Annotated in this window: 19 protein-coding genes; 9 read left to right on the forward strand and 10 right to left on the reverse strand. The window is 60.2% G+C overall.

The annotated features are described in order from the left end of the window. The first annotated feature begins 261 nt into the window (after positions 1-261). Positions 262-2,109, forward strand: coding sequence for a DEAD/DEAH box helicase (locus ASB65_RS06560; RefSeq protein WP_060723390.1), 1,848 nt, complete (start codon positions 262-264; stop codon positions 2,107-2,109). A gap of 288 nt (positions 2,110-2,397) precedes the next feature. Here ASB65_RS06560 and ASB65_RS06565 read toward each other — a convergent pair whose 3' ends face one another. Next, positions 2,398-3,636 carry a saccharopine dehydrogenase family protein gene (locus tag ASB65_RS06565; RefSeq protein WP_003508758.1) on the reverse strand — a complete coding sequence of 413 codons (1,239 nt, stop codon included), beginning with the start codon at positions 3,634-3,636 and terminating at the stop codon, positions 2,398-2,400. A 59-nt stretch (positions 3,637-3,695) separates the two neighbouring features. Beyond that, positions 3,696-4,793, reverse strand: coding sequence for a carboxynorspermidine decarboxylase (gene nspC, locus ASB65_RS06570; protein WP_060723391.1), 1,098 nt, complete (start codon positions 4,791-4,793; stop codon positions 3,696-3,698). A 282-nt stretch (positions 4,794-5,075) separates the two neighbouring features. On the opposite strand from nspC, the gene ASB65_RS06575 reads away from it, so the two are divergent. The 3 genes from ASB65_RS06575 (at position 5,076) to galE (ending at position 7,023) form a co-directional block, all read left to right on the forward strand. Continuing rightward, a complete protein-coding gene (locus ASB65_RS06575) occupies positions 5,076-5,420 on the forward strand; it encodes a DUF883 family protein (RefSeq protein WP_060723392.1) in 345 nt (114 codons plus the stop codon). Positions 5,421-5,430: 10 nt separating this feature from the next. Further along, entirely contained in the window at positions 5,431-5,868 is a 438-nt protein-coding gene (locus ASB65_RS06580; RefSeq protein ID WP_003508754.1) for a hypothetical protein, read from the forward strand. A 171-nt stretch (positions 5,869-6,039) separates the two neighbouring features. Beyond that, positions 6,040-7,023 carry a UDP-glucose 4-epimerase GalE gene (gene galE, locus ASB65_RS06585; RefSeq protein ID WP_060723393.1) on the forward strand — a complete coding sequence of 328 codons (984 nt, stop codon included), beginning with the start codon at positions 6,040-6,042 and terminating at the stop codon, positions 7,021-7,023. A 104-nt stretch (positions 7,024-7,127) separates the two neighbouring features. Here galE and ASB65_RS06590 read toward each other — a convergent pair whose 3' ends face one another. Next, entirely contained in the window at positions 7,128-7,700 is a 573-nt protein-coding gene (locus ASB65_RS06590) for a PRC-barrel domain-containing protein (protein WP_003508751.1), read from the reverse strand. Positions 7,701-7,936: 236 nt separating this feature from the next. Here ASB65_RS06590 and ASB65_RS06595 point away from each other — a divergent pair, with 236 nt between their 5' ends. Continuing rightward, positions 7,937-9,661 carry a sensor histidine kinase gene (locus ASB65_RS06595; protein WP_003508750.1) on the forward strand — a complete coding sequence of 575 codons (1,725 nt, stop codon included), beginning with the start codon at positions 7,937-7,939 and terminating at the stop codon, positions 9,659-9,661. A gap of 297 nt (positions 9,662-9,958) precedes the next feature. On the opposite strand, the gene ASB65_RS06600 is transcribed toward ASB65_RS06595, so the two are convergent. Both ASB65_RS06600 and ASB65_RS06605 read right to left on the reverse strand, forming a co-directional pair. Continuing rightward, positions 9,959-10,948 (reverse strand): sensor histidine kinase, encoded by a 990-nt coding sequence (locus tag ASB65_RS06600; RefSeq protein ID WP_060723394.1) that lies wholly within the window; start codon positions 10,946-10,948, stop codon positions 9,959-9,961. A gap of 95 nt (positions 10,949-11,043) precedes the next feature. Beyond that, complete coding sequence (locus ASB65_RS06605) at positions 11,044-11,838, reverse strand: response regulator (RefSeq protein WP_003508747.1); 795 nt, start codon at positions 11,836-11,838, stop codon at positions 11,044-11,046. Between the two features lie 138 nt (positions 11,839-11,976). Here ASB65_RS06605 and ASB65_RS06610 point away from each other — a divergent pair, with 138 nt between their 5' ends. Beyond that, entirely contained in the window at positions 11,977-12,183 is a 207-nt protein-coding gene (locus ASB65_RS06610; protein ID WP_003508746.1) for a NepR family anti-sigma factor, read from the forward strand. Next, positions 12,183-12,749, forward strand: coding sequence for an RNA polymerase sigma factor (locus tag ASB65_RS06615; RefSeq protein WP_003508744.1), 567 nt, complete (start codon positions 12,183-12,185; stop codon positions 12,747-12,749). The genes ASB65_RS06610 and ASB65_RS06615 overlap by 1 nt, the downstream gene beginning before the upstream one ends. A gap of 59 nt (positions 12,750-12,808) precedes the next feature. Here ASB65_RS06615 and ASB65_RS06620 read toward each other — a convergent pair whose 3' ends face one another. Continuing rightward, on the reverse strand, positions 12,809-13,279 hold the full coding sequence (locus ASB65_RS06620; protein ID WP_003508741.1) for an Lrp/AsnC family transcriptional regulator: 471 nt from the start codon (positions 13,277-13,279) through the stop codon (positions 12,809-12,811). 175 nt (positions 13,280-13,454) lie between these two features. Here ASB65_RS06620 and putA point away from each other — a divergent pair, with 175 nt between their 5' ends. After that, positions 13,455-17,129, forward strand: a complete 3,675-nt coding sequence (gene putA / locus ASB65_RS06625; protein WP_060723395.1) for a trifunctional transcriptional regulator/proline dehydrogenase/L-glutamate gamma-semialdehyde dehydrogenase — start codon at positions 13,455-13,457, stop codon at positions 17,127-17,129. A 42-nt stretch (positions 17,130-17,171) separates the two neighbouring features. Here the strand turns inward: putA and ASB65_RS06630 are convergent, their stop codons facing one another. From ASB65_RS06630 to ASB65_RS06645, 4 genes are all read right to left on the reverse strand, one after another. Next, positions 17,172-17,999, reverse strand: coding sequence for an ABC transporter ATP-binding protein (locus ASB65_RS06630; protein WP_060723396.1), 828 nt, complete (start codon positions 17,997-17,999; stop codon positions 17,172-17,174). A gap of 8 nt (positions 18,000-18,007) precedes the next feature. Beyond that, complete coding sequence (locus ASB65_RS06635; protein ID WP_060723397.1) at positions 18,008-18,787, reverse strand: ABC transporter permease subunit; 780 nt, start codon at positions 18,785-18,787, stop codon at positions 18,008-18,010. 15 nt (positions 18,788-18,802) lie between these two features. Continuing rightward, positions 18,803-19,756: a sulfonate ABC transporter substrate-binding protein gene (locus ASB65_RS06640; RefSeq protein ID WP_020009954.1), complete on the reverse strand. Its 954-nt coding sequence runs from the start codon at positions 19,754-19,756 to the stop codon at positions 18,803-18,805. A gap of 242 nt (positions 19,757-19,998) precedes the next feature. Beyond that, on the reverse strand, positions 19,999-21,528 hold the full coding sequence (locus ASB65_RS06645; protein WP_003508731.1) for an aldehyde dehydrogenase family protein: 1,530 nt from the start codon (positions 21,526-21,528) through the stop codon (positions 19,999-20,001). A gap of 201 nt (positions 21,529-21,729) precedes the next feature. On the opposite strand from ASB65_RS06645, the gene ASB65_RS06650 reads away from it, so the two are divergent. Continuing rightward, entirely contained in the window at positions 21,730-22,632 is a 903-nt protein-coding gene (locus ASB65_RS06650) for a LysR family transcriptional regulator (RefSeq protein ID WP_060723398.1), read from the forward strand. Positions 22,633-22,640 lie beyond the last annotated feature (8 nt).

Below are 22,640 nucleotides of genomic sequence, written 5' to 3' on the forward strand. Positions count from 1 at the left end.
ACGCAATGCCGTTTATGAACCATGCGGTACGCCTTTTTCGGGAGCCTGAGCATGGAACAATGGCGCAAGGAAGCGCCGGCGGGATAAAGCACACGCAAAAGAGCGTACCGCAGTGCACTGTACAAACGGGCCCATTCGCAGTATGAGCGCGGCAATGCAACCGGCCAGATGGCCGAAATGGCCTGTATCGGCTGCCCCGGAGACTTTAGGACCTATTGGTTTCGGGCGGATGCGGGCAGCTTCATATCCGAAAGACGGTAGATGACAGACACCCAGGGTATCGCCCCGGCGATCGCGCAGGCGTTGGAAAAACGCGGCTACAAAGATTTGACCCCCGTGCAGCAGGCCATGCTTGCGCCGGAACTCGCCGACAAGGACGCGCTGGTTTCCGCGCAGACCGGTTCCGGCAAGACGGTCGCCTTCGGCATCGCGCTTGCGACCACGCTGCTGCGCGACGACAACCGCTTCGGACAGGCTTCCGCGCCGCTGGCGCTTGCCATTGCGCCAACCCGCGAACTGGCCATGCAGGTCAAGCGCGAACTGGAATGGCTTTATGAGTTTGCCGGTGTTTCCATTGCCTCCTGCGTTGGCGGCATGGACATCCGCAATGAGCGGCGGGCGCTGGAGCGCGGCGCGCACATCGTCGTCGGCACGCCCGGTCGTCTCTGCGACCACATCAAGCGCAATGCACTTGATCTGTCCTCCATCCGTGCGGTTGTGCTTGACGAAGCCGACGAGATGCTCGACCTCGGTTTCCGCGAAGATCTGGAATTCATTCTGGAAGAATCGCCCGACGATCGCCGCACGTTGATGTTCTCGGCCACCGTGCCGCGCAGCATCGCCAAGCTTGCCGAAAGCTACCAGAAGAATGCCGTGCGCATCGCCACTGCTTCCGAACAGAAGCAGCATGTGGATATCGAATATCGCGCCATGCTGGTGTCCCCGGCAGACCGCGAAAACGCCATCATCAATGCGCTGCGCTTCTATGAAGCCCGCAACGCCATCGTTTTCTGCTCCACCCGTGCGGCCGTCAACCATCTGACAGCGCGACTGAATAATCGCGGCTTTGCCGTCGTGGCGCTGTCAGGCGAATTGACCCAGAACGAGCGCACCCATGCGCTGCAGGCCATGCGCGATGGCCGCGCCCGCGTCTGCGTTGCGACCGACGTTGCCGCGCGCGGCATCGACCTGCCGGGTCTCGAACTCGTCATACACGCCGACCTTCCGACCAATTCCGAAACGCTTCTGCACCGCTCCGGCCGTACCGGCCGCGCCGGCCAGAAGGGCGTCAGCGCCATCGTGGTGCCGGTCAACCAGCGCCGCAAGGCAGAACGCCTGCTTGAGGGCGCCAAGGTCAGCCCAGCATGGGTTCGTCCGCCTTCCGCCGAAGAGATCGTCGAGCGCGACGGCGCCCGGCTTCTGGCCGATCCTTCGCTGACCGAGGCTGTAGCCGACGACGAACGCGATTTCGTCACCAAGCTCCTGGAACAGCATGGCGCGGAAAAGGTCGCCGCCGCTTTCGTGCGTCTTTACCACGCCGGACGGTCTGCACCTGAAGACATCACGGAAGTCTCGCTGGACAACAGCCGCAAGCCGCGCCGCGACAGTTTCGAGACGGTCGAAAACGATGCCCCGCGCCGCGAACGCTCCGATTTCGCCGACAGCGCGTGGTTTTCGCTGTCCGTCGGCCGCAAGCAGAGCGCCGAGCCGCGCTGGCTCATCCCCATGCTCTGCCGCTTCGGCAAGATCCCCCGCCAGGATATCGGCGCGATCCGCATGCAGCAGACGGAGACCTTCGTGGAACTGGCGGCCGATGCCGTCGACCGTTTCACCTCCGCCATCGGCAAGGACATGATGCTCGAAAAGGGCATCCGTCTGAAGGCGCTGGAAGGCAAGCCGGAAATAACCGGCGGCTTCCGCGAAGATACGCGTCCGGCCAAGGCCCAGCGCAAGTTCAGCAAATCGGACAATGCGGCCGCTCCCCGCGACGACCGCAAGACTGACGACAAGCCCTGGAAAAAGAAAAAGCCCTTCGGCGACAAGCCGAAATACGAGGGCAAGAAGGACAGGCCCTTCGAAAAGCGTGGACCGAAGCCGACAAAGGGCTGAGGTCGACCCTTCGCAAGCCTCGGAAATTTCGGATCCCGTTCATTCGGGGCCTGAGGCCGGCGGCAAGGTTTCTGCCGTCATGCCGGCCTTGAGCCGGCATCCAGCCACGGCGCTTCGCGCCGTGAGAAGACTCTCCCGCGATCAAGGACTTGATCGCGCTGGACCCCGGACTAAATCCGGGGTGACGGTGGGGTGCTACGAATTCGCCAAACTATTTGGGTCGCCTCCAACAAAAAAGCCCCGCTTTCGCGGGGCTTTTTCTATTTCCCTCAATCAAAACGCCTGCAATCAGAACTCCAGCGCGCGGTCGCCGTTTTCGTCCTTGATGCGGTTCGGAAGACCGATCTTGTTCAGAATGTTCAGGAACGGCTTCGGCGGCAGTTCTTCAACGTTCGCCATCTGCTTCACGTCCCATTCGCCTGTCGCAATCAGCATGGCGGCGGCGACCGGGGGAACGCCGGCGGTGTAGGAAATGCCCTGCGAGCCGACTTCCTCATAGGCTTCCTTGTGGTCAGCCACGTTATAGATGAAGACTTCGCGTTCCTTGCCGTCCTTGATACCCTTGACGATATCGCCAATGCAGGTCTTGCCGACATAATCGGGCGCCAGAGAAGACGGATCGGGCAGCACGGCCTTCACCACCTTGAGCGGCACGACTTCAAGGCCTTCAGCCGTCTTGACCGGCTTCTCCGACAGGAGGCCGAGGTTCTTCAGCACGGTGAAGACATTGATGTAGTGATCGCCGAAACCCATCCAGAAGCGCACATCCGCGCCGTCCATGTTCTTGGACAGCGAATGCACTTCGTCATGGCCGGTCATGTAGGCCTTCTGCTTGCCGACGACAGGCAAGTCGAATTCCTGGCCGACTTCGAACATCTGGTTCGTCTGCCACTCACCCTTCTGCCAGGAATAAACGACGCCGGTGAATTCGCGGAAGTTGATTTCCGGATCGAAGTTGGTGGAGAACCAGCGGCCGTGGCTGCCGGCATTGATATCGACGATATCGACCGAGGTGACCTTGTCGAAATAGTCATCCTTGGCGAGACGCGCATAGGCGTTCACCACACCCGGGTCGAAGCCGACGCCGAGAATGGCGGTAATGCCCTTTTCCTTGCACTCTTCCGCGCGCTTCCACTCGTAGTTTCCGTACCACGGCGGCGCTTCGCAAATCTTGGTCGGATCCTCGTGGATCGCCGTATCCATATAGGCAACACCCGTGTCCATGCAGGCACGAAGAACGGACATGTTGACGAAAGCCGAACCGACATTGATGACGATTTCCACGCCGGTTTTTTTGATCAAGGCTTTCGTCGCCTCGATATCCATCGCGTCAAGCGCATGGGCCTCAAGTTTCACATCAGTCTTGAGGCTCTTCTTTTCGCGTACGGACTCGACAATCTTGCGGCACTTTCCCAAGGTCCGTGACGCAATATGAATGTCTCCCAATACATCGCTGTTCTGGGCGCACTTATGCGCCACGACCTGTGCTACGCCACCGGCGCCGATGATCAGAACGTTCTTCTTCATTTCAGGTGATGCCTCCTTTTCCCCGCAGGGATAAGCTTCGTTGGATGTTGAAACAGGGTTTAAGACAGGCTTTGCTCGAAATCGGCAAAGTCGAATTCACGAACGGCGCGCACGGTGCCGTCCAGTTCCTTGATGGCGATCGCCGGCATCTTCACGCCGTTGAACCAGTTCTTCTTGACCATCGTGTAACCGGCCGCATCCTGGAAGGAGATGCGGTCACCGACCTTCAGCTCCTTGTCGAAACGGAAGTCGCCGAAAATATCGCCGGCGAGGCAGGACTTGCCGCAGACCATATAGGGATGTTCGCCCTCATTCGGCGACACCTTGGCGGTTTCGCGGTAGATCAGCAGATCGAGCATATGCGCTTCAATCGAGCTGTCGACGATGGCGAGGTTCTTGCCGTTGAACAGCGTGTCGAGAACCGTCACTTCGAGCGTCGTGCTCCTGGTGATCGAGGCTTCGCCCGGCTCCAGATAGACCTGCACGCCGTATTTTTCCGAGAAGGCGCGCAGACGGTCGCAGAACTGGTCGAGCGGATAATTGTCGCCGGTGAAATGAATGCCGCCGCCGAGGCTCACCCATTCGGCGCGCGACAGCAGCGATCCGAATTTTTCCTCGATCTGCGTCAACATGCGGTCGAACAGCGAGAAATCACCGTTTTCGCAATTATTGTGGATCATGAAGCCGGAAATGCGATCCATGACCTTGTCGACCTTGGCGACATCCCATTCGCCGAGGCGGCTGAAGGGGCGCGCGGGATCGGCAAGATCAAAGCTCGAGGAGCTGACCTGCGGATTCAGACGCAGACCGCGCGTGATGCCGGAAGCCTTGTCCGCGAAACGCTCGAGCTGACCGATCGAATTGAAGATGATCTTGTCGGCATTCGCAATCACCTCGTCGATTTCATAATCGGCATAGGCGACGGAATAGGCATGGGTCTCGCCGCCGAATTTCTCGCGGCCGAGACGCACCTCATAAAGCGATGACGAGGTGGTGCCATCCATATATTGCGACATGAAATCGAACACCGACCATGTGGCGAAGCACTTCAGCGCCAGCAGCGCCTTGGCGCCGGATTTTTCCCGCACATAGGCAATCTTCTCCATGTTGCGAAGAAGTTTTGTCTTGTCGATAAGGTAATAGGGCGTCTGGAGCATGTCGTTTCACATATTGATTGAAGTCAAGGTACGTCTCGATGATGGGCCTTATATGATGCTTGTGACAGGAAAACAAATGTCCGGCACCGAATTCCCGGAAAATAGCCCCCGAGCCGAAATGCCTGTGAAGAAAACCCCTTCCCTTGCGGAACCAAGCCGGCATGGGCGCGTTTTAATGACGGACAGGCGGGTTTTTCGGCCGCCGTAACGAAGGTTCGTGAGCGGCGGCAATCTGTAACATACCGCCATTCCCATCAACGATGTTCAGGAAGGACTTCACCTATGGCAAGCGTGCGTAGCAACGTGAATGACAAGATCCAGCAATCCCTCGAAAACGGTGATGCAGCCGATGTGGCGGCGCAGCTCACCCAGCTTCGCGAAGATCTGGCAAATCTTGCCAAGAGCGTGAAGGCGCTCGGCGTCGGAGCATCGCACGAGCTAAAGGCGCAGGCAGCCCGTGTGGCCGATGACGCGCTGACCGCGTCCGGCGAAATGGCCGACAGCGTCCGCAGCGAAATCTCCACGCTGAATGACAATCTGACCGACCACGTCCAGAAGAACCCGCTGCAATCGCTCGGCATCGCCGTCGGCGTCGGTTTCGTGCTCGCCCTTCTGACGCGTCGATAAGGCCGCGCTCATGCTTGAGGCATTGCTGGTCTATCTGGGGGAGACCCAGCGCGAAGGGCGCGTCGTCACAAGGCGATTGCGCGCGACCATAATCCTGTCGGTTCTGACCGGGATATTCTTTCTGATCGCCTTCATCGCCGCCGTGGTGGCGGGGTCCATCTATCTTGCCCGGCATGTGGGTGCAGGCCCCGCAGCGCTCGTCGTCGCCGGCACGGCATTCCTGCTCGGCGTCATCATGCTGGTGGCGCTGGCGATCGTCAAACGCCCGAGAGTCTATGCCGCACGACCTGCTGTCGCACCTTTGACGGCAGCGCCGCTTGCCGCAGCGCCGCTGGCCCTGCAATCGCTGCTGACACTGGCGATCCAGGCGCGTCCCTATGCAACGCTCGCCGTGGCTGTCGCGGCCGGTTTTCTGGCCACCAGGGTCAATACGAAAAAGTCCAAGTAATTTCTTGGCGACACGGCAAGGCAAACCGCGCATCCAGACGATGGATGCGCGGTTTTTTTTATGTTACCCGCGAAGGATAGACTGGTTGATGGCATCCTGCGCCACGCCGCCCTTATTTGAACAAAGTGACATAGAGTCTCGGCGCGTCCGTAATTTTCTGAAAGGCAATTGATGAAGAAGAAAGTCCTTGTCGTCGGCGGTGCCGGCTATATCGGTTCGCACACCTGCCTTCTCCTGTCTGAGCGAGGATATGAACCTGTCGTTTTCGACAATCTGTCCAACGGCCATGAGGAATTCGTCCGCTGGGGACCCTTCGAACAGGGCGATATTCGCGACCGGGCGCGGCTGGACGAGGTCTTCGCCAAACACCGGCCGGAAGCCGTTCTCCACTTCGCCGCACTGATCGAAGTCGGTGAATCGGTCAAGCAACCCGTGGCTTTCTACGACAACAATGTCATCGGCTCGCTCAACCTGCTCTCCGCCGCCATTGATGCCGGCGTCACGTCATTCGTTTTCTCCTCCACCTGCGCCACGTATGGTTTGCCGGAACAGGTGCCGATCGACGAGACGCACCGGCAGGCGCCGATCAACCCCTATGGCCGCACCAAATGGGTAGTGGAGCAGGCGCTGAAGGATTACAGCACCTATAAGGGGCTGCGCTCCGTCATGCTGCGCTACTTCAATGCCGCGGGCGCGGATTTCGAAGGCCGCATCGGCGAATGGCACAAGCCGGAAACCCACGCGATCCCGCTGGCCATCGAGGCGGCGCTCGGCCGGCGTCAGGGCTTCAAGGTGTTCGGCACGGATTACGACACGCGCGATGGCACCTGCGTGCGCGACTATATCCACATTCTCGATCTCGCCGATGCGCATGTGCGGGCGGTGGATTATCTGCTTGCCGGCGGAGAAACCGTCGAACTCAACCTCGGCACCGGCACCGGCACCACGGTGAAGGAACTGCTGGCGGCGATTTCGGAAGTCTCCGGCCGCCCCTTCCCCGTTGAATATACCGGACGCCGCGACGGCGATTCCACGACGCTTGTCGCCAATAATGACAAGGCGAAAGAGGTTCTGGGCTGGGAGCCGCGTTATTCCCTGGCCGACATCATCAAATCCGCCTGGGCGTGGCATTCCTCCCGCAACGCCGGGGAGTGAGCAATCAGCGACCAGATACAAAAAAGACACCGGCCTTCTGGCCGGTGCCTCCCGCGGGACGGCTGATGAAAGCCGGTCCCGCTCCTGCCTCCCAGGTATGGGAATTAGGGCTTGGTGGCGGACGTCGTCGTGCTGTCGGGAGCCGCCGGCACTGCCGCATTCTTTTCGCTGGCCTTCTGTTCCAGCGTCTTGAATTCGGGAGCGGCCTTCAGCGTTTCCGCCGTTTCCGTCGTCGTCAGGCGGATCGTGCCGTCCTGCGCATTACGTGTCATCGTTACCTTGTCCATGGGAACGGCAACGTCCTTTGCGCCGATGCCCAGGAAGCCGCCGACGCCAATCACAGCCGCAACGAGACCACCATCTTCTTCCATGATCAGGTTGGTGACGTTACCGATGCTTTCATCGGCCGCTGTATAGACCGACTTGCCGATATAGTCGTTGGCACTGACCTGCGTTTCGCCCTGTTCGGTCAGATAGGCGCCGCCCGTCGTTGCAGCCGCGCTGTCATTGGCCGCGGGAGCTGCAGGCGTCATGGGGGTGGCAGGGGTTGCCGGCTCCGTCTGCGCGCTCGGATTTGCCGGCGCAGGCTGGGTGGTGCCCTGAGCGATGGCCAGCGGCGCGAAAGCCGTCGTGCCCATCAGGGCGGCGGTGACGAGTATCGTAAGTTTCTTAGCCATTTCGTACCTTCCTTTCATCGTTCTCAACTGGCCGGCGGGGATGAATTTCATGTCCGCTTTTCGGCCGGTTCGTCTGGCAAACGGGTTGGTCGTTGAAATAGTTCCGATTTTTTCAATCACACCGACGCAATTGCGGCCTGCCGCAACAACCGAAGGTAAAAATCAGGCATTGCTAAAGGGGGATGGCACGGTATTATCCGTGTCGTAACAATGCCATAACTGCCGGAGTTTTTTGTATGCCTCGACCCGGCGACAGACTGAAAGACATGATCTCGGCTTTGCGTCGGCGCAGTGCGAATTTTTTCCCTACCGCCTCCATCGGCACCTATCTGGTGGTGATGGCGACTGTCATCACGCTCCCGCTCATTCTTTTCGGCGGCTATCTGATGCTCCGCCTCGAGGCGGAAAAACGCGACGACCTGCAGCGGGAAACCATCGAGGATGTGCGGGTGGTCTCCCGCAACATCGACCGCCGCCTGCAGGAAATCGCCACCTCGCTCAATCTCCTGTCGCAATTTCCGGAACTCGAGAACGGCAACCTTGCCGCATTTCAGGGACGCGTCGCAGACAGCCTGAAGCGGGAGGGCCTCTACGCCATTCTCGCCACCAAAGACGGCCAGCAGCGTCTCAACACCCGGGTGCCCTATGGCCAGCCACTCGGCAAGGTGCCGGAGGAAGCCAATCTGGCCAGGGCGGTCGACTCCCGTCGCATCACCGTCTCGGACATGTTTTTCGGCTCGACCAGCAAGGAATGGGTGTTCAACGTTACCTTGCCGCTTGGCCCGGAACTGGATTCGGCCGGGGATGCCCTGATCCTGACGCAGAATGCCAGCGACCTCAGCCGGCTGATCCCCACGGAAAACCTGCCGCGCAACTGGGCGGTCGCCATTATCGACGGGACCAATCGCGTCGTCGTTTCCAGCGCGCAGGATGAGGCGGAAGTGGGCAAACCCTTCGTCAACCCTGACGTACTCTCGGAAATGCAGGCCTTTAGCGGCAATTTTTTTGATGGCAAAGGTAATCTCTATGCCTATGCCCAATTGCCGGGCTGGCAATGGAGGACCGTGATGTGGGGGCCGCTTGCGGCGAGCCAGGCGGTGCTGGTGGATACATGGCGACAGATGATGATCGGCAGCCTTGTGCTGGTGCTGATCGCCATTGGTGGCGCCTATCTGGTCGGCCGGCAATTGCGCAGCTCCATTCGTGACCTGACCCTGATGGCCGAGCGCATCGGCGAAGGCGAAATCGTCGCCCCTGTCGATACCAAGATAAAGGAAGCGAACCAGGTCGCCATCGCACTCTCCAACGCGTCTTTCGACAGAAGCCAGTCGGAAGAGCGGCTGCAATTGCTGCTGCACGAACTGGTGCACCGCTCCAAGAACATTCTGACGCTGGTTCAGGCGATGATACGGCAATTGGGGCGCGAGAATAAAAGCATTCCGGAATTCCAGAAAGAGGTGGATCACCGCCTGCGCGGTCTTGGAATGTCGATCCGGGCATTGGCGGAGGTTCAATGGCAGGGCCTGCCTATCCGCAAGCTGATCGAGACCCACCTCGATGTTTTCGGCACCGTGGCGCAGCGCATCATGCTGGTGGGAGATGATTTCATGCTCTCTCCGGAAGCGGCGCAGAATTTCGGCCTGGTGATCCATGAGCTGACAACGAATTCCATCAAATATGGCTCATTGTCGGTTCCATCAGGAAAAATCACGGTTCGCTGGCAGTCGCTTGAAAAGGACGGGCGGCAGATGATCCATCTCGTCTGGACCGAAACGGGCGGACCACCGGCGCGAGAGCCAAGCCGCAAGGGCTTCGGCACCACGGTCATCAAAAGGCACGCGGAAGGCGCCTTCGGCGGGCAGGTGGTGACGGAATATCGCGAATCCGGCTTCGAGTGGTCTCTGGAAGCGCCGATCCGTTATTTCACGCCAAAACGATCGGAACAGACAGGCACGCACTGAGGCTGTCCGCTGGCGGACCGTCTCCGCCATACGGATAGAAAAAAGCAGCGAAAAATGGCTGATATCTTGCGTAATGTTAAAAAAACGCATTTTTCGGGAACCGAATCCGGCCATGCGTGTTTTTACTGCAGGCCAAGCAATTCCCCCGTCCCCGCCTGAAGCTTGGCTGAAAATAAACAGGTTTCACCCCTGAAAACCTGTCATAAAAATAGCACGGCTCTTTCATGGGCCGTGCTTTTTGTTTTTTATCTTCACAAAATGGAAGTTAGACCCGGCTCTGCAAGGAACAGACGGATTTCAGGTGTCCGCGCTGTCGCCGGAGGGAAATCTCAGCCGGTAGACGATCCGTTCTGGCGTCAGCTGATACTCGGCGCTTCCCCCCAATGCAGACGGAACCACCTTTTCCAGCACGACACTGCCGAAGCTGCCGCGCCGGGCCTCCGCCGGCTCTTTCGACGGCATCATCGGCTCATTCCATTCGACGACATAAAAATCACCCTCCTGGCGACATTGCAGGGTTATGGGCGGGTGGTAGGCAAGATTGCCGCTATGGCTGACGGTGTTGACAACCAGCTCATGGAAGGCAAGTCCGATATAGAGCGCACCATTCGGGTTGAGGAGAAGGTTCTCCCCTTCCATATGGATGAGGTTCGGATATTCCGGCACGTAAAGATCAAATTGCTGGCGCAGCAGCTCGAATATACGCGCACCCCGCCAGTCCGAATCCGTGATGAGATCCTGACTTTGGGCAAGAGCGTGCAGCCGCCCCCGGAACTTGCGCAGGAAATCATCCTTGGTGAGGCTGAAGCGGGCCGTCTGGCCGGCAAGGCTCTGGATGATCGCCAGCAGGTTCTTGGAGCGGTGGCTGACTTCGCGCAACAGCGAGCGCAGAAGCTGCTCGCGCCGCCTTTCCGCCGTCACTTCGCGAATGGTGGTTTTCATCACCACCTGGTCCGTTTGGTTGAAGGTGGAATGGACTTGAAACTGGAAGACGCGATCATTGCCGGCATTGACTTCCAGCATGCCGCGGCTGCCCGCCGTGTGCATGTCCTTCTTGAGTTCGGCAAGCCGCGCTGAGAGATCGTTGCCAAACAGATTTTCATCTGTCGGGTGGGAATCTGCCGGAAGTTTCCAGACATCCGGCAGATTGGCCACGAATATATAGTCGCGGTTCCAGTCCTGCAGCATGACTGTCTCACCCGAATCGAGCAAGGCGAGGACGAGCGAGTCGTGAAGTTCGCTTTCGTTCCTCTCCGCGTTATGCCATGCCAGCCGATGCAAATTCATCTCCTTGCAGAAAGCCGCGGGGCATCCCCACGACCGTAACCGCCAACGCCCGGGCACCAGACTGGTTCCCGGTCAGTCCGCGGTTTCGGCAAAATTCACGCCGCGACGCGTGAGCTTTCGTTGAAAAACAGGGCTTGGCTGATAAGCGCTTTCACCATGTCCGGATTAAACGGCTTCGTCACAAGGAAGGTCGGCTCCGGCCGCTCGCCCGTCAGAAGACGCTCAGGGAAAGCCGTGATGAAGATCACCGGGAGGGTGGTCATCTGCAGGATGTCCTTCATCGCATCGAGACCGGAGCTGCCATCGGCGAGCTGGATATCGGCGAGGATCATCTTCGGCTGGGTGCGATGGAAGAGCTCGAGCGCTTCCGTGTGGGTGCGGGCAATGCCCGTGACACGGTGGCCGAGATCGGTGACCATCTGTTCGATATCCATGGCGATCAGAGGCTCGTCCTCGATGATCATGATATCGGTCGCCACCTGCCGGGCGATTTCAGACGCCGCCTCATCGATCAGCTTGCCGACCTGATCTTCGGAGACCTTCAGAACCTCTGCGGTTTCCGATGGCGTGAATTCTTCAACAGTCGTCAAAAGGAAAGCCTGACGGGCCAGCGCCGGCACGGCGGAGAGGTTGGCCGAGGCGCGTTTTTCCCATCCAGACAGGTTTTCATCGGTCTTAATATTGATCGTGACGGAACTAAAGATCGATACGAACAATTGATAGAGCGAAACGCGATCGCCGCTTGTCTGCGGAAAAATGCTGATATCGGCGATCAGAGCTTCGAGTGTTGCCGCAACATAGGCATCGCCCGTTGATTGTGAGCCGCAAACGGCACGCGCGAACCTGCGCAGATATGGCAGGTGCGGTGCGATGCGTGTAGAAACTGACATGGAATTCTCCCCTTTCATGCGGTCTGCAGCGCAAACCCACGATAGCAACGTGCGCATCGCAAAAATAGTTCCGGATCGCCGGAACTATTTTTTTTACCGCGCATTATTTGCCACGACACAAAAGGAATACCGGACGTTATGAACATATTTCAATCGGACCAAGAATCTCCGGACAATCCAGCCGCCCCCCAGGTCCCGCACTCCGGGCGGGCGGTGATTTCCCGTAAGCTCAGGGAGCTCTACGATGCCGTTCAGGAAGAGGGCATCCCTGACAAATTCCTCGATCTTCTCGAGAAACTCGATGAAGCCGAAAATAAAGCCAAAGCCAAGGCTTCGGAGGAATGATGGCGAAAGAGCCAGAGCAGACAGAATACAATTTCAAGCGGGAAATGCTGGCGGCGCTGCCAAACCTGCGGGCATTCGCTATATCGCTCATCCGCTCGAGGGATCGTGCTGACGACCTCGTGCAGGACACGATCATGAAGGCCTGGGCCAAACAGGACAGCTACCAGCCGGGCACCAACATGCGCGCATGGCTGGTGACGATCCTGCGCAACGAGTTCTATAGCCAGATCCGCAAATCCGGCCGTGAGGTGCAGGATACGGACGGGGTCTATACCTCGCGCCTGTCAGTCCCGCCCGAACAGCATGGTTCGGTGGATCTTCAGGATTTCCGGGCAGCACTCGCAAAGTTGCCGGATGACCAGCGTGAAGCCATCCTGCTGATCGGCGCCTCGGGTTTTGCCTATGAGGAAGCCGCCGAAATCTGCGGCTGCCCGGTCGGTACGATCAAGAGCCGTGTCAGCCGTGCAAGACTGCGCCTGCAGGAATTGCTGGGCATCGAAAACGAAAACGAGTTTGGTCCGGACGCGCAGATGAGCGCGGTCACCGCCGCCGCCACGGCGCGCTGAGGAAACTGAACGGCAAAAACGGGCAGGCAGGCGCCTGCCCGTTTTTTTATGTCCGCTTTTCAGATGCCGGTTTCCTTCACCGATTGCATGACCACGAATGTCGAGGTGTTGGAGACGGATGGCAGGCTGGAGATCTTCTCACCGAGCACCCTTCGGTATTTGCGGATATCGCTGGTGCGCACCTTCAGAAGATAATCAAAGGCGCCGGCGATCATGTGGCACTCCTCCACTTCCTTGATCTTGCGCACCGCCGTGTTGAACTCCTCCAGCGCCTTTTCCCGCGTATCGGAGAGTTTCACCTCGGCGAAAGCGATGTGATCGACGCCGAGCTTCTCCGGGTTGAGCATGGCGCGGAAGCCGAGAATATAGCCCTCATCCACCAGCCGCTTCAGCCGCGTCTGGCAGGGCGTCTTGGAAAGGCCTACCCTTTTCGACAATTGCAGAACGGACATGCGCCCATCCTCGCTTAGCGCCTCGAGAATCTTGAGATCGAAGTGGTCCAGACCGTCTGTTTTCTGACTGTTTGCCATGTGATTTCACGCCAAATCTGAAAAATAAAAGTTCATATTGCCTGTTTTATCCTGAAAATAGGGCCATAGCAATTTCTGCGATGATGATATTGTCTGCGACAGGATTACAAGCGGCGGGCGGAGGACACGCTGCCGCCGACGGTCTGTCTTCAACAGCTTTTTCAGGATTTTCAGAATGGCCGATGGTGCAAGCAACGCCGGTGTAATGGCGAACGGTATCTTCCAGAATTTTGCACCGCCGGTGCGCGAGCAGAGCCTGCTACGCAAGGCAATCACCGCCGCCTATCGCCGCCCCGAAGAAGAATGCCTGACGCCGCTCATCGACGCGGCAACGGTGACGACTGAAGAGGCGAAAGCCATTCGCGACACTGCCCGAAAACTGATCGAGGCATTGCGTGCCAAGACCAAGGGCACCGGCGTCGAGGGGCTTGTGCAGGAATATTCGCTTTCCAGCCATGAGGGCGTGGCGCTGATGTGCCTTGCCGAAGCGCTGCTGCGCATCCCCGACACCGCCACCCGCGACGCGCTGATCCGCGACAAGATCGCGCGCGGTGACTGGAAGTCCCATATTGGCGGCGGGCGCTCGCTTTTCGTCAATGCCGCCACCTGGGGCCTCGTCATCACCGGCAAGCTGACCTCGACGGTCAATGACAGCGGCCTTTCGGCGGCGCTCACCAAGCTGATCGCCCGGGCCGGCGAACCCGTCATCCGCCGTGGCGTCGACATGGCCATGCGCATGATGGGCGAGCAGTTCGTGACCGGGGAGACGATCGGCGAGGCCATCAAGCGGTCGAAGCCGCTGGAAGAACAGGGCTTCCAATATTCCTACGACATGCTGGGCGAAGCCGCGACCACTGCAAAGGATGCGGAGCGTTATAACAAGGATTACGAAAACGCCATCCACGCCATCGGCAAGGCGTCTGCCGGCCGCGGCATCTATGGCGGGCCAGGCATTTCGATCAAGCTTTCGGCGCTGCATCCGCGTTACGCCCGCGCCCAGGCCGAGCGGGTGATGGCGGAGCTTTTGCCGCGCGTCAAATCGCTGATGCTGCTGAGCAAAAAATACGATATCGGCCTCAATATCGATGCCGAAGAAGCCGACCGGCTGGAACTGTCGCTTGACCTTCTGGAGGAACTGGCGCTCGACAAGGACCTCGCCGGCTGGAACGGCCTCGGTTTCGTCGTGCAGGCCTATGGCCGCCGCTGCCCCTTCGTTCTGGATTACATCATTGATCCCGCCCGCCGTTCGGGACGCCGCATCATGGTGCGCCTCGTCAAGGGCGCTTACTGGGACGCGGAAATCAAGCGCGCGCAGGTGGAAGGGCTGGAAGATTTCCCGGTCTTCACCCGCAAGGTCCACACTGACGTCTCCTACATCGCCTGCGCCCGCAAGCTGCTCGCCGCGCACGATCTCGTGTTCCCGCAATTTGCGACCCACAACGCGCAGTCCATGGCGACGATCTACCATCTCGCCGGTCCTGACTTCAAACTCGGCGACTATGAGTTCCAGTGCCTGCATGGCATGGGCGAACCGCTTTACACCGAAGTCGTCGGCAGGAAGAAGCTCGACCGGCCCTGCCGTTTTTATGCCCCCGTCGGCACCCATGAGACGCTGCTGGCCTATCTCGTCCGCCGCCTGCTGGAAAACGGCGCAAACTCTTCCTTCGTCAACCGCATTGCCGATCCCGCTGTACCAGTGGACTCCCTGCTGGAAGACCCGGTCGCGGTGGTCAAGGCCTATGCCGTTCCCGGCGCACGGCATGACCGCATCGCCGCGCCCGCCGACCTGTTCGGCCCGGAACGTAAAAACTCCGCCGGCCTCGATCTTTCCAGTGAAACGACGCTCTCTGCACTGGACAATACCCTGAAAGCAGGTGCTGCGACCGAATGGAAAGCCACAGCGCCACAGGCAGGTGGCAACACGCGCCCGGTTCTCAATCCCGGCGACCACAATGATATTGTCGGCCATGTGACAGAACCGACGCAAGCCGATGTCGAAACCGCCATGCAGCGGGCAGCAGCCTCGAACTGGCCTTCCACCCCGGTGGAAGAACGCGCCGCCTGCCTGGAGCGTGCCGCCGACGCCATGCAGGCCGAAATGCCCGCCCTGCTCGGCCTCATCATGCGCGAGGCGGGAAAATCCATGCCGAACGCCATTGCCGAAGTGCGCGAGGCCATCGACTTCCTGCGTTATTATGCGGCGGAAGCCCGCAGGAACTTCAAGACCGGCGAGATGCCGCTCGGTCCGGTCGTCTGTATCAGCCCCTGGAATTTCCCGCTCGCCATCTTCATCGGTCAGGTCACGGCGGCGCTGGTTGCCGGCAATCCGGTTCTGGCGAAGCCTGCCGAAGAAACGCCGCTGATCGCGGCTCAGGGCGTGCGTCTGCTGCATGAGGCCGGCGTTCCGCAGGACGCCGTGCAGCTTCTGCCGGGCGACGGCAAGACGGGAGCCGCACTTGTCGGTTCACCCCTTACAGCCGGTGTGATGTTTACGGGCTCGACGGAAGTGGCGCGGCTCATTCAGGGCCAGCTTGCCGGCCGGGTTCTGGCCAATGGCCAGCCGGTCCCGCTGATTGCCGAAACCGGCGGCCAGAATGCCATGATCGTCGATTCCTCCGCACTTGCGGAACAGGTCGTCGCCGACGTTATCGCCTCCGCCTTCGACAGCGCCGGCCAGCGCTGCTCGGCGCTGCGCATTCTCTGCCTGCAGGAAGATGTGGCGGACCGCACGCTGACCATGCTGAAAGGCGCGCTGCATGAGCTGCGCATCGGCCGTACCGACCGGCTTTCCGTCGATGTCGGCCCTGTCATCACCGCCGGGGCGAAGGGCATCATCGAAAAGCACATCGAGGGCATGCGCGGGCTCGGCCACCGGATCGAACAGATCGAGCTTGCTGGCGAAACCGGCAAGGGCACCTTCGTGCCGCCGACCATCATCGAGATGAAGTCGCTCGCCGATCTGAAGCGCGAAGTCTTCGGGCCGGTGCTGCATGTCATCCGCTTCAAGCGCGACAATCTCGACCGGCTGATCGACGAGATCAACGCCACCGGCTATGGCCTGACCTTCGGCCTGCATACACGTCTTGACGATACGATCCAGCACGTCCTGTCGCGGGTCGCGGCCGGCAATCTTTATGTGAACCGCAACATCATCGGCGCGGTGGTCGGCGTACAGCCCTTTGGCGGACGCGGCCTTTCCGGCACCGGCCCCAAAGCCGGCGGCCCGCTCTATCTCGGCCGCATGACGCAGGAAGCGCCAAAGATAGACCGCGTTGCGAGCCAGCAGGATCAAGCAGCCGTCGATCTCGCCCGCTGGCTGGACGAAAACGGCGAAACCGTCGCGGCCGAAGCCGCACGACAGGCGGCAGCACTTTCCGGCCTTGGCTTCGAAACCGAGCTGGCGGGTCCTGTCGGCGAACGCAACGTCTATGCGCTGCATCCACGCGGCAAAATCCTGCTGGTGCCGGCCACTGAACAGGGGCTTTACCGCCAGCTTGCCGCGGCGCTTTCCACGGGTAACTCGGTTGTCATCGACAATGCGTCGGGACTGGAAAAATCCATTTACGGACTGCCCGCAACCGTGACCTCACGGATTGTCTGGGCGGATGACTGGGCAAAGTCCGGTCCCTTCGCCGGCGCACTGGTCGAGGGTGATGCGGCGCGTATCGTGGCGGTCAACAAAAAGATCGCCGCCCTGCCCGGCCCGCTGGTTCTCGTTCAGGCCGCAACAACGGAAGCGCTTACCAGTGAAAGCCAGCCCTATAATCTCGACTGGCTGGTCGAAGAAGTCTCCGTCAGCGTCAACACCACAGCCGCCGGCGGCAATGCCAGCCTGATGAGCATTGGCTGATGATATTGTCCGGCGGGGCCTTCGGCCCTGCCGGTTCATCCTTCATCCGTTGGTCTCACCACGGCCGAAGAGCTGGTTCAGAACCTGCTCTTCCAGTCTCGCAAATTCCGCCGTGCCGTGGCGGCGCGGGCGCGGCAGTTTCACATCGAGATCGAGCGCGATGCGCCCCTCATCGATGACGACGATACGATCCGCGAGCGCGACAGCCTCCGAAACGTCATGGGTGACGAGGACAGCGGTGAATTTCTGCTTGCGCCAGATGCGCTCCAGCAGAAGCTGCATTTCGATGCGGGTAAGTGCATCGAGCGCGCCGAGCGGCTCATCCAGCGCCAGGATCTGCGGATGGGCGACAAGCGCGCGCACCAGCGCCACACGCTGCTTCTGGCCGCCGGAGAGCACATAGGGCCATTCGCCCGCCCGGTCTTTCAGGCCCACCTCATCGAGAATGGCTAGGGCCTGCTCCTTTGCCGCCTCGCCTTTGGCGATGCCGGTCAGCCCCACGGACACGTTATTCGCGATACGCTCCCACGGCAGAAGACGCGGCTCCTGAAACATCATGCGGGTGCGGCTCGATGGGTCTTTCGAGACGGTTCCGGTCGTCGGCGTGTCAAGGCCGGCCAGAATACGCAGGAGCGTGCTCTTGCCGCAGCCGCTTTTACCGATGACGGCCAGAAATTCGCCTTCCCGCACATCGAGATCGATGCCGCGCAGAACCGGCTTGTCACCAAAGCTCTTCGTGACGTTGCGGAAGCTGAAGGCGACCTTGCCTTCAGTCGATTTCGTGCGGTGTTCGGTCTTCGCCTCCGTTTCAGGCGGAATGGGTGGCCGGGCATCGGGGCGTCTCAGCGTCGTCACATTACCGGTCGACATGGGTTACCTCAGACTCTCTTGAAGGCTGGATGCCATTGCAGGAAGATGCTTTCGAGGAAGCGGGCGAAACTGTCGGCCAGCTTGCCGAGAAGCGCATAGATGAGGATCGACAGCACGACGACATCGATCAGCAGGAACTCGCGCGCCTGCATGGCCATGTAGCCGAGGCCGGAGGAGGAAGAGATGGTTTCGGCCACGATCAGCGTCAGCCACATGATGCCGAGCGCGTAACGCAGGCCGGTGAAGATGGCGGGCAGTGCGCCGGGCAGAATGACCCGGCGAAACAGCGTGAAGGGCGACATGCCATAAGTGCGGCCCATCTCCACCAGTTGCGGATCGACACCCTGAATGCCGAGAAGCGTGTTGATGTAGATCGGGAAAAACACTCCCAGCGCAACGAGAAAGAGCTTCGCCTCCTCATCGATGCCGAACCACAGGATGACGAGCGGAATGAGCGCCAGATGCGGAATGTTGCGGATCATCTGCAGCGTCGTATCGGTGAAGCTGCGGGAAAATCTGGACAGGCCATTCGCCAGCCCGAAGATGAAGCCTATGGAACCGCCGATGGCGAAACCGGCGAGTGCGCGGGCGGAACTGACGCCAATATTGGCGGCAAGCTCACCCGAGAGCAAAAGCCGCCAGAAGGCTTCCGCGACAGCGGAAGGGGCCGGAAGCACATTGGCGGAAATCAGACCGGCGCGCGCCGCCGCCTCCCACCCTGCAAGAATGAGTGCGGGGAGCAGCCAGCCTGTGATTCCGCCAATCTCGATACGCTTTCCGGTGCTCACGGCGTTTCCTCCGGCTCAGTTCGTCGCGCCCGACCAGACGGCATCCTTGATGCTGATCTGTTTCGGGATCAGGCCGAGACGATAAAAGCGGTCGGCGGTTTCCTGCTGGCTGGCGACGATCTTGTCGTCGATCTTTGTAATGCCGAATTCCGAGCGGTTCGCGGCCAGCGTCTGCGCCTCCAGCGGAACGCCCGTCACCTCATGCAGGGCGGCAGCAACCTTGTCGCGATTGGCGGCGGACCATTTCGCCGCCTCGCCCAGCGCATCAATGGTGGTGTTGATGGTGTCCGCATGGGATTTCGCATAATCACGATTGGCGAGGAAATAGGTGCTGACCGCAAGCACATCGCTGGTGCGGGCAAGCGTCACCGGCTTGTAGCGGGTTTCTGCGATCGCGTAGAACGGATCCCAGACGGCCCAGGCCTCGATCTTGTCGCTGGCGAAAGCGGCCGCGGCATCGGCGGGGCTGAGATAAACCACCTCGATATCGCTGAACTTCAGGCCGTTCTTCTCCAGCGCCGCGACCAGCAGATTGTGGGCGCTGGTGCCTTTGCCGACGCCGACCTTCCTGCCCTTCAAATCGGCGACCGACTTGATGCCGCTTTCGGGCTTGGTGAAGATCGCCTCGCCCTTGCCGTTAGAGGGAAGAGCCGCGACATAAACGATGGCCGAACCCGCCGCCTGCCCGAAGATCGGCGGCGCATCGCCGGTCCAGCCAACATTGATGGAGCCGACATTCAAAGCCTCCACCAGCGGCGGGCCTGCGGTGAATTCGACCCAGGAAACCTTCACGCCCTTGGCCTCGAGCGCCTTTTCAATGACGCCCTGCTGCCGGGCGATAACCGGCAGGCCGGTTTTCTGATAACCGATCTTCAGCTCTTCCGCCGCCTGCGCCTGCAGCGGCAGGACGGAGAATGCGGCGGCAACAAAAAGGCTGGCGGAAAGCGCACGGCGGGTGATGGCTGGCATTTCATCTCCTTGTCACCAGCCCCTCTGGCCGGTTCACGATATGGAGCAATGCTAGGGTTTTCCAGTAAAACGATAGAGAGACGATAATTCAATATGAGCGATATTGCGGGAATAAAATTCCGCGCAAATGCGTCTTTTCCGCAAATCGTCTCGGGCACCCTCGTCTGACCCATCAAATAGAAATGCCGGCGCGGATGACGCCGCGCCGGCACGATGGATCAATTTTTCTATCGCCGAGGCGATTATTCGATATCGAAGGAAACGCCCTGCGCCAGCGGCAGCGCCTTGGAGTAGTTGATGGTGTTGGTGGCGCGGCGCATATAGGCCTTCCACGCATCCGAACCGGATTCACGGCCGCCGCCGGTTTCCTTCTCACCGCCGAAGGCGCCGCCGATTTCCGCACCCGAGGTGCCGATATTGACGTTGGCAATGCCGCAATCGGAGCCTTCCGACGACAGGAACCGTTCCGATTCCTGCATGTCGCGGGTGAAGATCGATGAGGAAAGACCAGCAGCGACGGCGTTATGGTCGTCTATCGCCTGATCGAGATCGCTGTATTTCATGACGTAGAGGATCGGCGCGAAGGTCTCTTCCAGTACCGGTCCCGCCTGCTTCGGCATTTCGACAAGCGCCGGCTTGACGTAATAGGCATCCGGCGCACCCGTATCCACACGGCCGCCGCCATTCACCACGCCATCATGGACTTTCGCCGCTTCGAGCGCCTTCTGCATGCCGTCGAAAGCCGCCTTGTCGACCAGCGGGCCGACGAGCGCCGATGTTTCCAGCGGGTTGCCGACGGAAACGGAGGCATAGGCCTTTTTCAGGCGCGGCACGAGCTGGTCGTAAACGCTGTCATGCACGAAGAGACGGCGAAGCGTGGTGCAACGCTGGCCGGCCGTGCCCATGGCGCCGAAGGCGATGGCGCGCAGCGCCATGTCGAGATCGGCGGACGGGCAGACGATACCGGCATTGTTGCCGCCAAGCTCCAGAATGGCGCGGGCGAAGCGTTTCGCCAGACGCGGGCCGACATCGCGGCCCATGCGGGTGGAGCCGGTGGCCGAGACGAGCGGCACCTTGGGATTGTCCACCAATGCCTCACCCACGGCGCGGTCGCCGATCAGCAGCTGGGACAGGCCTTCCGGCGCATCGCCGAAACGGGCGGCGGCACGCTCGAAGATGCCCTGAACCGCCAGCGCCGTAAGCGGCGTCTTTTCCGAAGGCTTCCAGACAACCGAGTTGCCGCAGACGATGGCGAGTGCCGCATTCCACGACCACACCGCGACCGGGAAGTTGAAGGCGGAGATAACGCCGACGACGCCGAGCGGATGCCAGGTTTCCATCATCCGGTGGCCGGGGCGTTCGGTGGCGATGGTGAGACCATAAAGCTGGCGGGAAAGGCCGACTGCGAAATCGCAGATATCGATCATTTCCTGCACCTCGCCGAGGCCCTCGGAGGGAACCTTGCCTGCTTCCAGCGAGACGAGACGTCCGAGATCGGCCTTGAAGGCGCGCAGCTCTTCGCCGAGCAGCCGGATCAGTTCGCCACGGCGGGGCGCCGGTACATTGCGCCATACCTTGAAGGCGGCATCGGCCCTGTCGACCACGGCGGCGACACCTTCGACCGAAATGGTCTTGAGGCTCGCGACCTGTTCACCGGTCACCGGGCTGAAGGAGGCCATATCGCCGCCGGTATAGAGATCGCGGGCAACGCCCATCCTGTCGAGCAGGGCCGCGGCTTCCTGTTTCACGTCGAGCTTCGTGGTCGCATCCATGTCCATCGTCCTTTTGGCTGAAAGGGGAGGAAAGGCCGTTTTGATACGGCGCTTTCAACTCCCGTCACTCGTCTTTCCCCGAATTTGTCATTCGTTCTTTGAAACTGGCGTTTTGCACCGTTCCATTCTTTCCCGTAATCATATATGGCCATAATGACCCTTTTCCAATGAGGAAAGCGGGTAAGTTGATGCGAGAATGGAATGGATCCGCGCAGAAGACTGGTCCCTGACATCGTTACCCTGCAGGCGTTCGAATGCGCGGCACGGCACGGCAATTTTACGCGTGCTGCGGAAGAACTCAACCTCACGCAGAGCGCGGTGAGCCGGCAGATCGGCGAACTCGAAGCGCAGACGGGAATGCAGCTGTTCGAGCGCATCCGCAGGCGGGTCGTGCTTTCAGAGGCGGGGCGCAAATTCCTGCCCGATGTGCGGCGCCTCCTGCAGCAATCCGAGCAGCTGATGGTGCGCGCGGTTTCGGCAGGAACATCGCAGGCATCGCTTTCGGTCGCGACACTGCCGACATTCGGCAGCCGCTGGCTGATGCCGCGCCTCTCCCGCTTCATCGAGACCAATCCGGACATGACGATCACGATCGGCTCACGATCGCACCCCTTCGATTTCGACGAGGAAGGGTTCGATCTCGCCATTCATTATGGCCAGCCGGTCTGGGCGCATGGCACCTGCACATTTTTATGCAATGAGGTGATCGTGCCGGTCGCGAGCCCCGCCCTGCTGCACCGCGCCGGCGTGAGCCAGCCGCAGGACCTGACCGGGCAACCGCTCCTGCATGTGACGACGCGGCCGAAACTATGGACGGAATGGCTGGAGATGAACGGGGTGACGGCGGAGAATGCCTATCAGGGCAGCCGTTTCGACCAGTTCTCGATGATCATCGAGGCTGCGGCGAGCGGCATCGGTTTTGCCCTTCTGCCGAAATATCTCATCGAGGCGGAGATCGCCTCCGGCCGCCTCGAAATAGTCTTCGACATCCCCCTGCAGACCGACAAGAGCTACTACGTCGCCCTGCCGGAAGGACGGCAGGACAATGCGCTGGCCCGCGCCTTTCAGGCCTGGCTGCTCGATCAGGTCGGCAAGCCGGTCTAGTCCGTTAT

This window comes from Agrobacterium tumefaciens str. B6 (assembly GCF_001541315.1).
Classification (GTDB): Bacteria; Pseudomonadota; Alphaproteobacteria; order Rhizobiales; family Rhizobiaceae; genus Agrobacterium; species Agrobacterium radiobacter.

Bases quoted from the DNA above. Each gene is read 5' to 3' on its own strand.
- ASB65_RS06560 (WP_060723390.1), top strand. From the start codon at position 262: ATGACAGACACCCAGGGTATCGCCCCGGCGATCGCGCAGGCGTTGGAA.
- ASB65_RS06565 (WP_003508758.1), bottom strand. From the start codon at position 3,636: ATGAAGAAGAACGTTCTGATCATCGGCGCCGGTGGCGTAGCACAGGTC.
- nspC (WP_060723391.1), bottom strand. From the start codon at position 4,793: ATGCTCCAGACGCCCTATTACCTTATCGACAAGACAAAACTTCTTCGC.
- ASB65_RS06575 (WP_060723392.1), top strand. From the start codon at position 5,076: ATGGCAAGCGTGCGTAGCAACGTGAATGACAAGATCCAGCAATCCCTC.
- ASB65_RS06580 (WP_003508754.1), top strand. From the start codon at position 5,431: ATGCTTGAGGCATTGCTGGTCTATCTGGGGGAGACCCAGCGCGAAGGG.
- galE (WP_060723393.1), top strand. From the start codon at position 6,040: ATGAAGAAGAAAGTCCTTGTCGTCGGCGGTGCCGGCTATATCGGTTCG.
- ASB65_RS06590 (WP_003508751.1), bottom strand. From the start codon at position 7,700: ATGGCTAAGAAACTTACGATACTCGTCACCGCCGCCCTGATGGGCACG.
- ASB65_RS06595 (WP_003508750.1), top strand. From the start codon at position 7,937: ATGCCTCGACCCGGCGACAGACTGAAAGACATGATCTCGGCTTTGCGT.
- ASB65_RS06600 (WP_060723394.1), bottom strand. From the start codon at position 10,948: ATGAATTTGCATCGGCTGGCATGGCATAACGCGGAGAGGAACGAAAGC.
- ASB65_RS06605 (WP_003508747.1), bottom strand. From the start codon at position 11,838: ATGTCAGTTTCTACACGCATCGCACCGCACCTGCCATATCTGCGCAGG.
- ASB65_RS06610 (WP_003508746.1), top strand. From the start codon at position 11,977: ATGAACATATTTCAATCGGACCAAGAATCTCCGGACAATCCAGCCGCC.
- ASB65_RS06615 (WP_003508744.1), top strand. From the start codon at position 12,183: ATGGCGAAAGAGCCAGAGCAGACAGAATACAATTTCAAGCGGGAAATG.
- ASB65_RS06620 (WP_003508741.1), bottom strand. From the start codon at position 13,279: ATGGCAAACAGTCAGAAAACAGACGGTCTGGACCACTTCGATCTCAAG.
- putA (WP_060723395.1), top strand. From the start codon at position 13,455: ATGGCCGATGGTGCAAGCAACGCCGGTGTAATGGCGAACGGTATCTTC.
- ASB65_RS06630 (WP_060723396.1), bottom strand. From the start codon at position 17,999: ATGTCGACCGGTAATGTGACGACGCTGAGACGCCCCGATGCCCGGCCA.
- ASB65_RS06640 (WP_020009954.1), bottom strand. From the start codon at position 19,756: ATGCCAGCCATCACCCGCCGTGCGCTTTCCGCCAGCCTTTTTGTTGCC.
- ASB65_RS06645 (WP_003508731.1), bottom strand. From the start codon at position 21,528: ATGGATGCGACCACGAAGCTCGACGTGAAACAGGAAGCCGCGGCCCTG.
- ASB65_RS06650 (WP_060723398.1), top strand. From the start codon at position 21,730: ATGGATCCGCGCAGAAGACTGGTCCCTGACATCGTTACCCTGCAGGCG.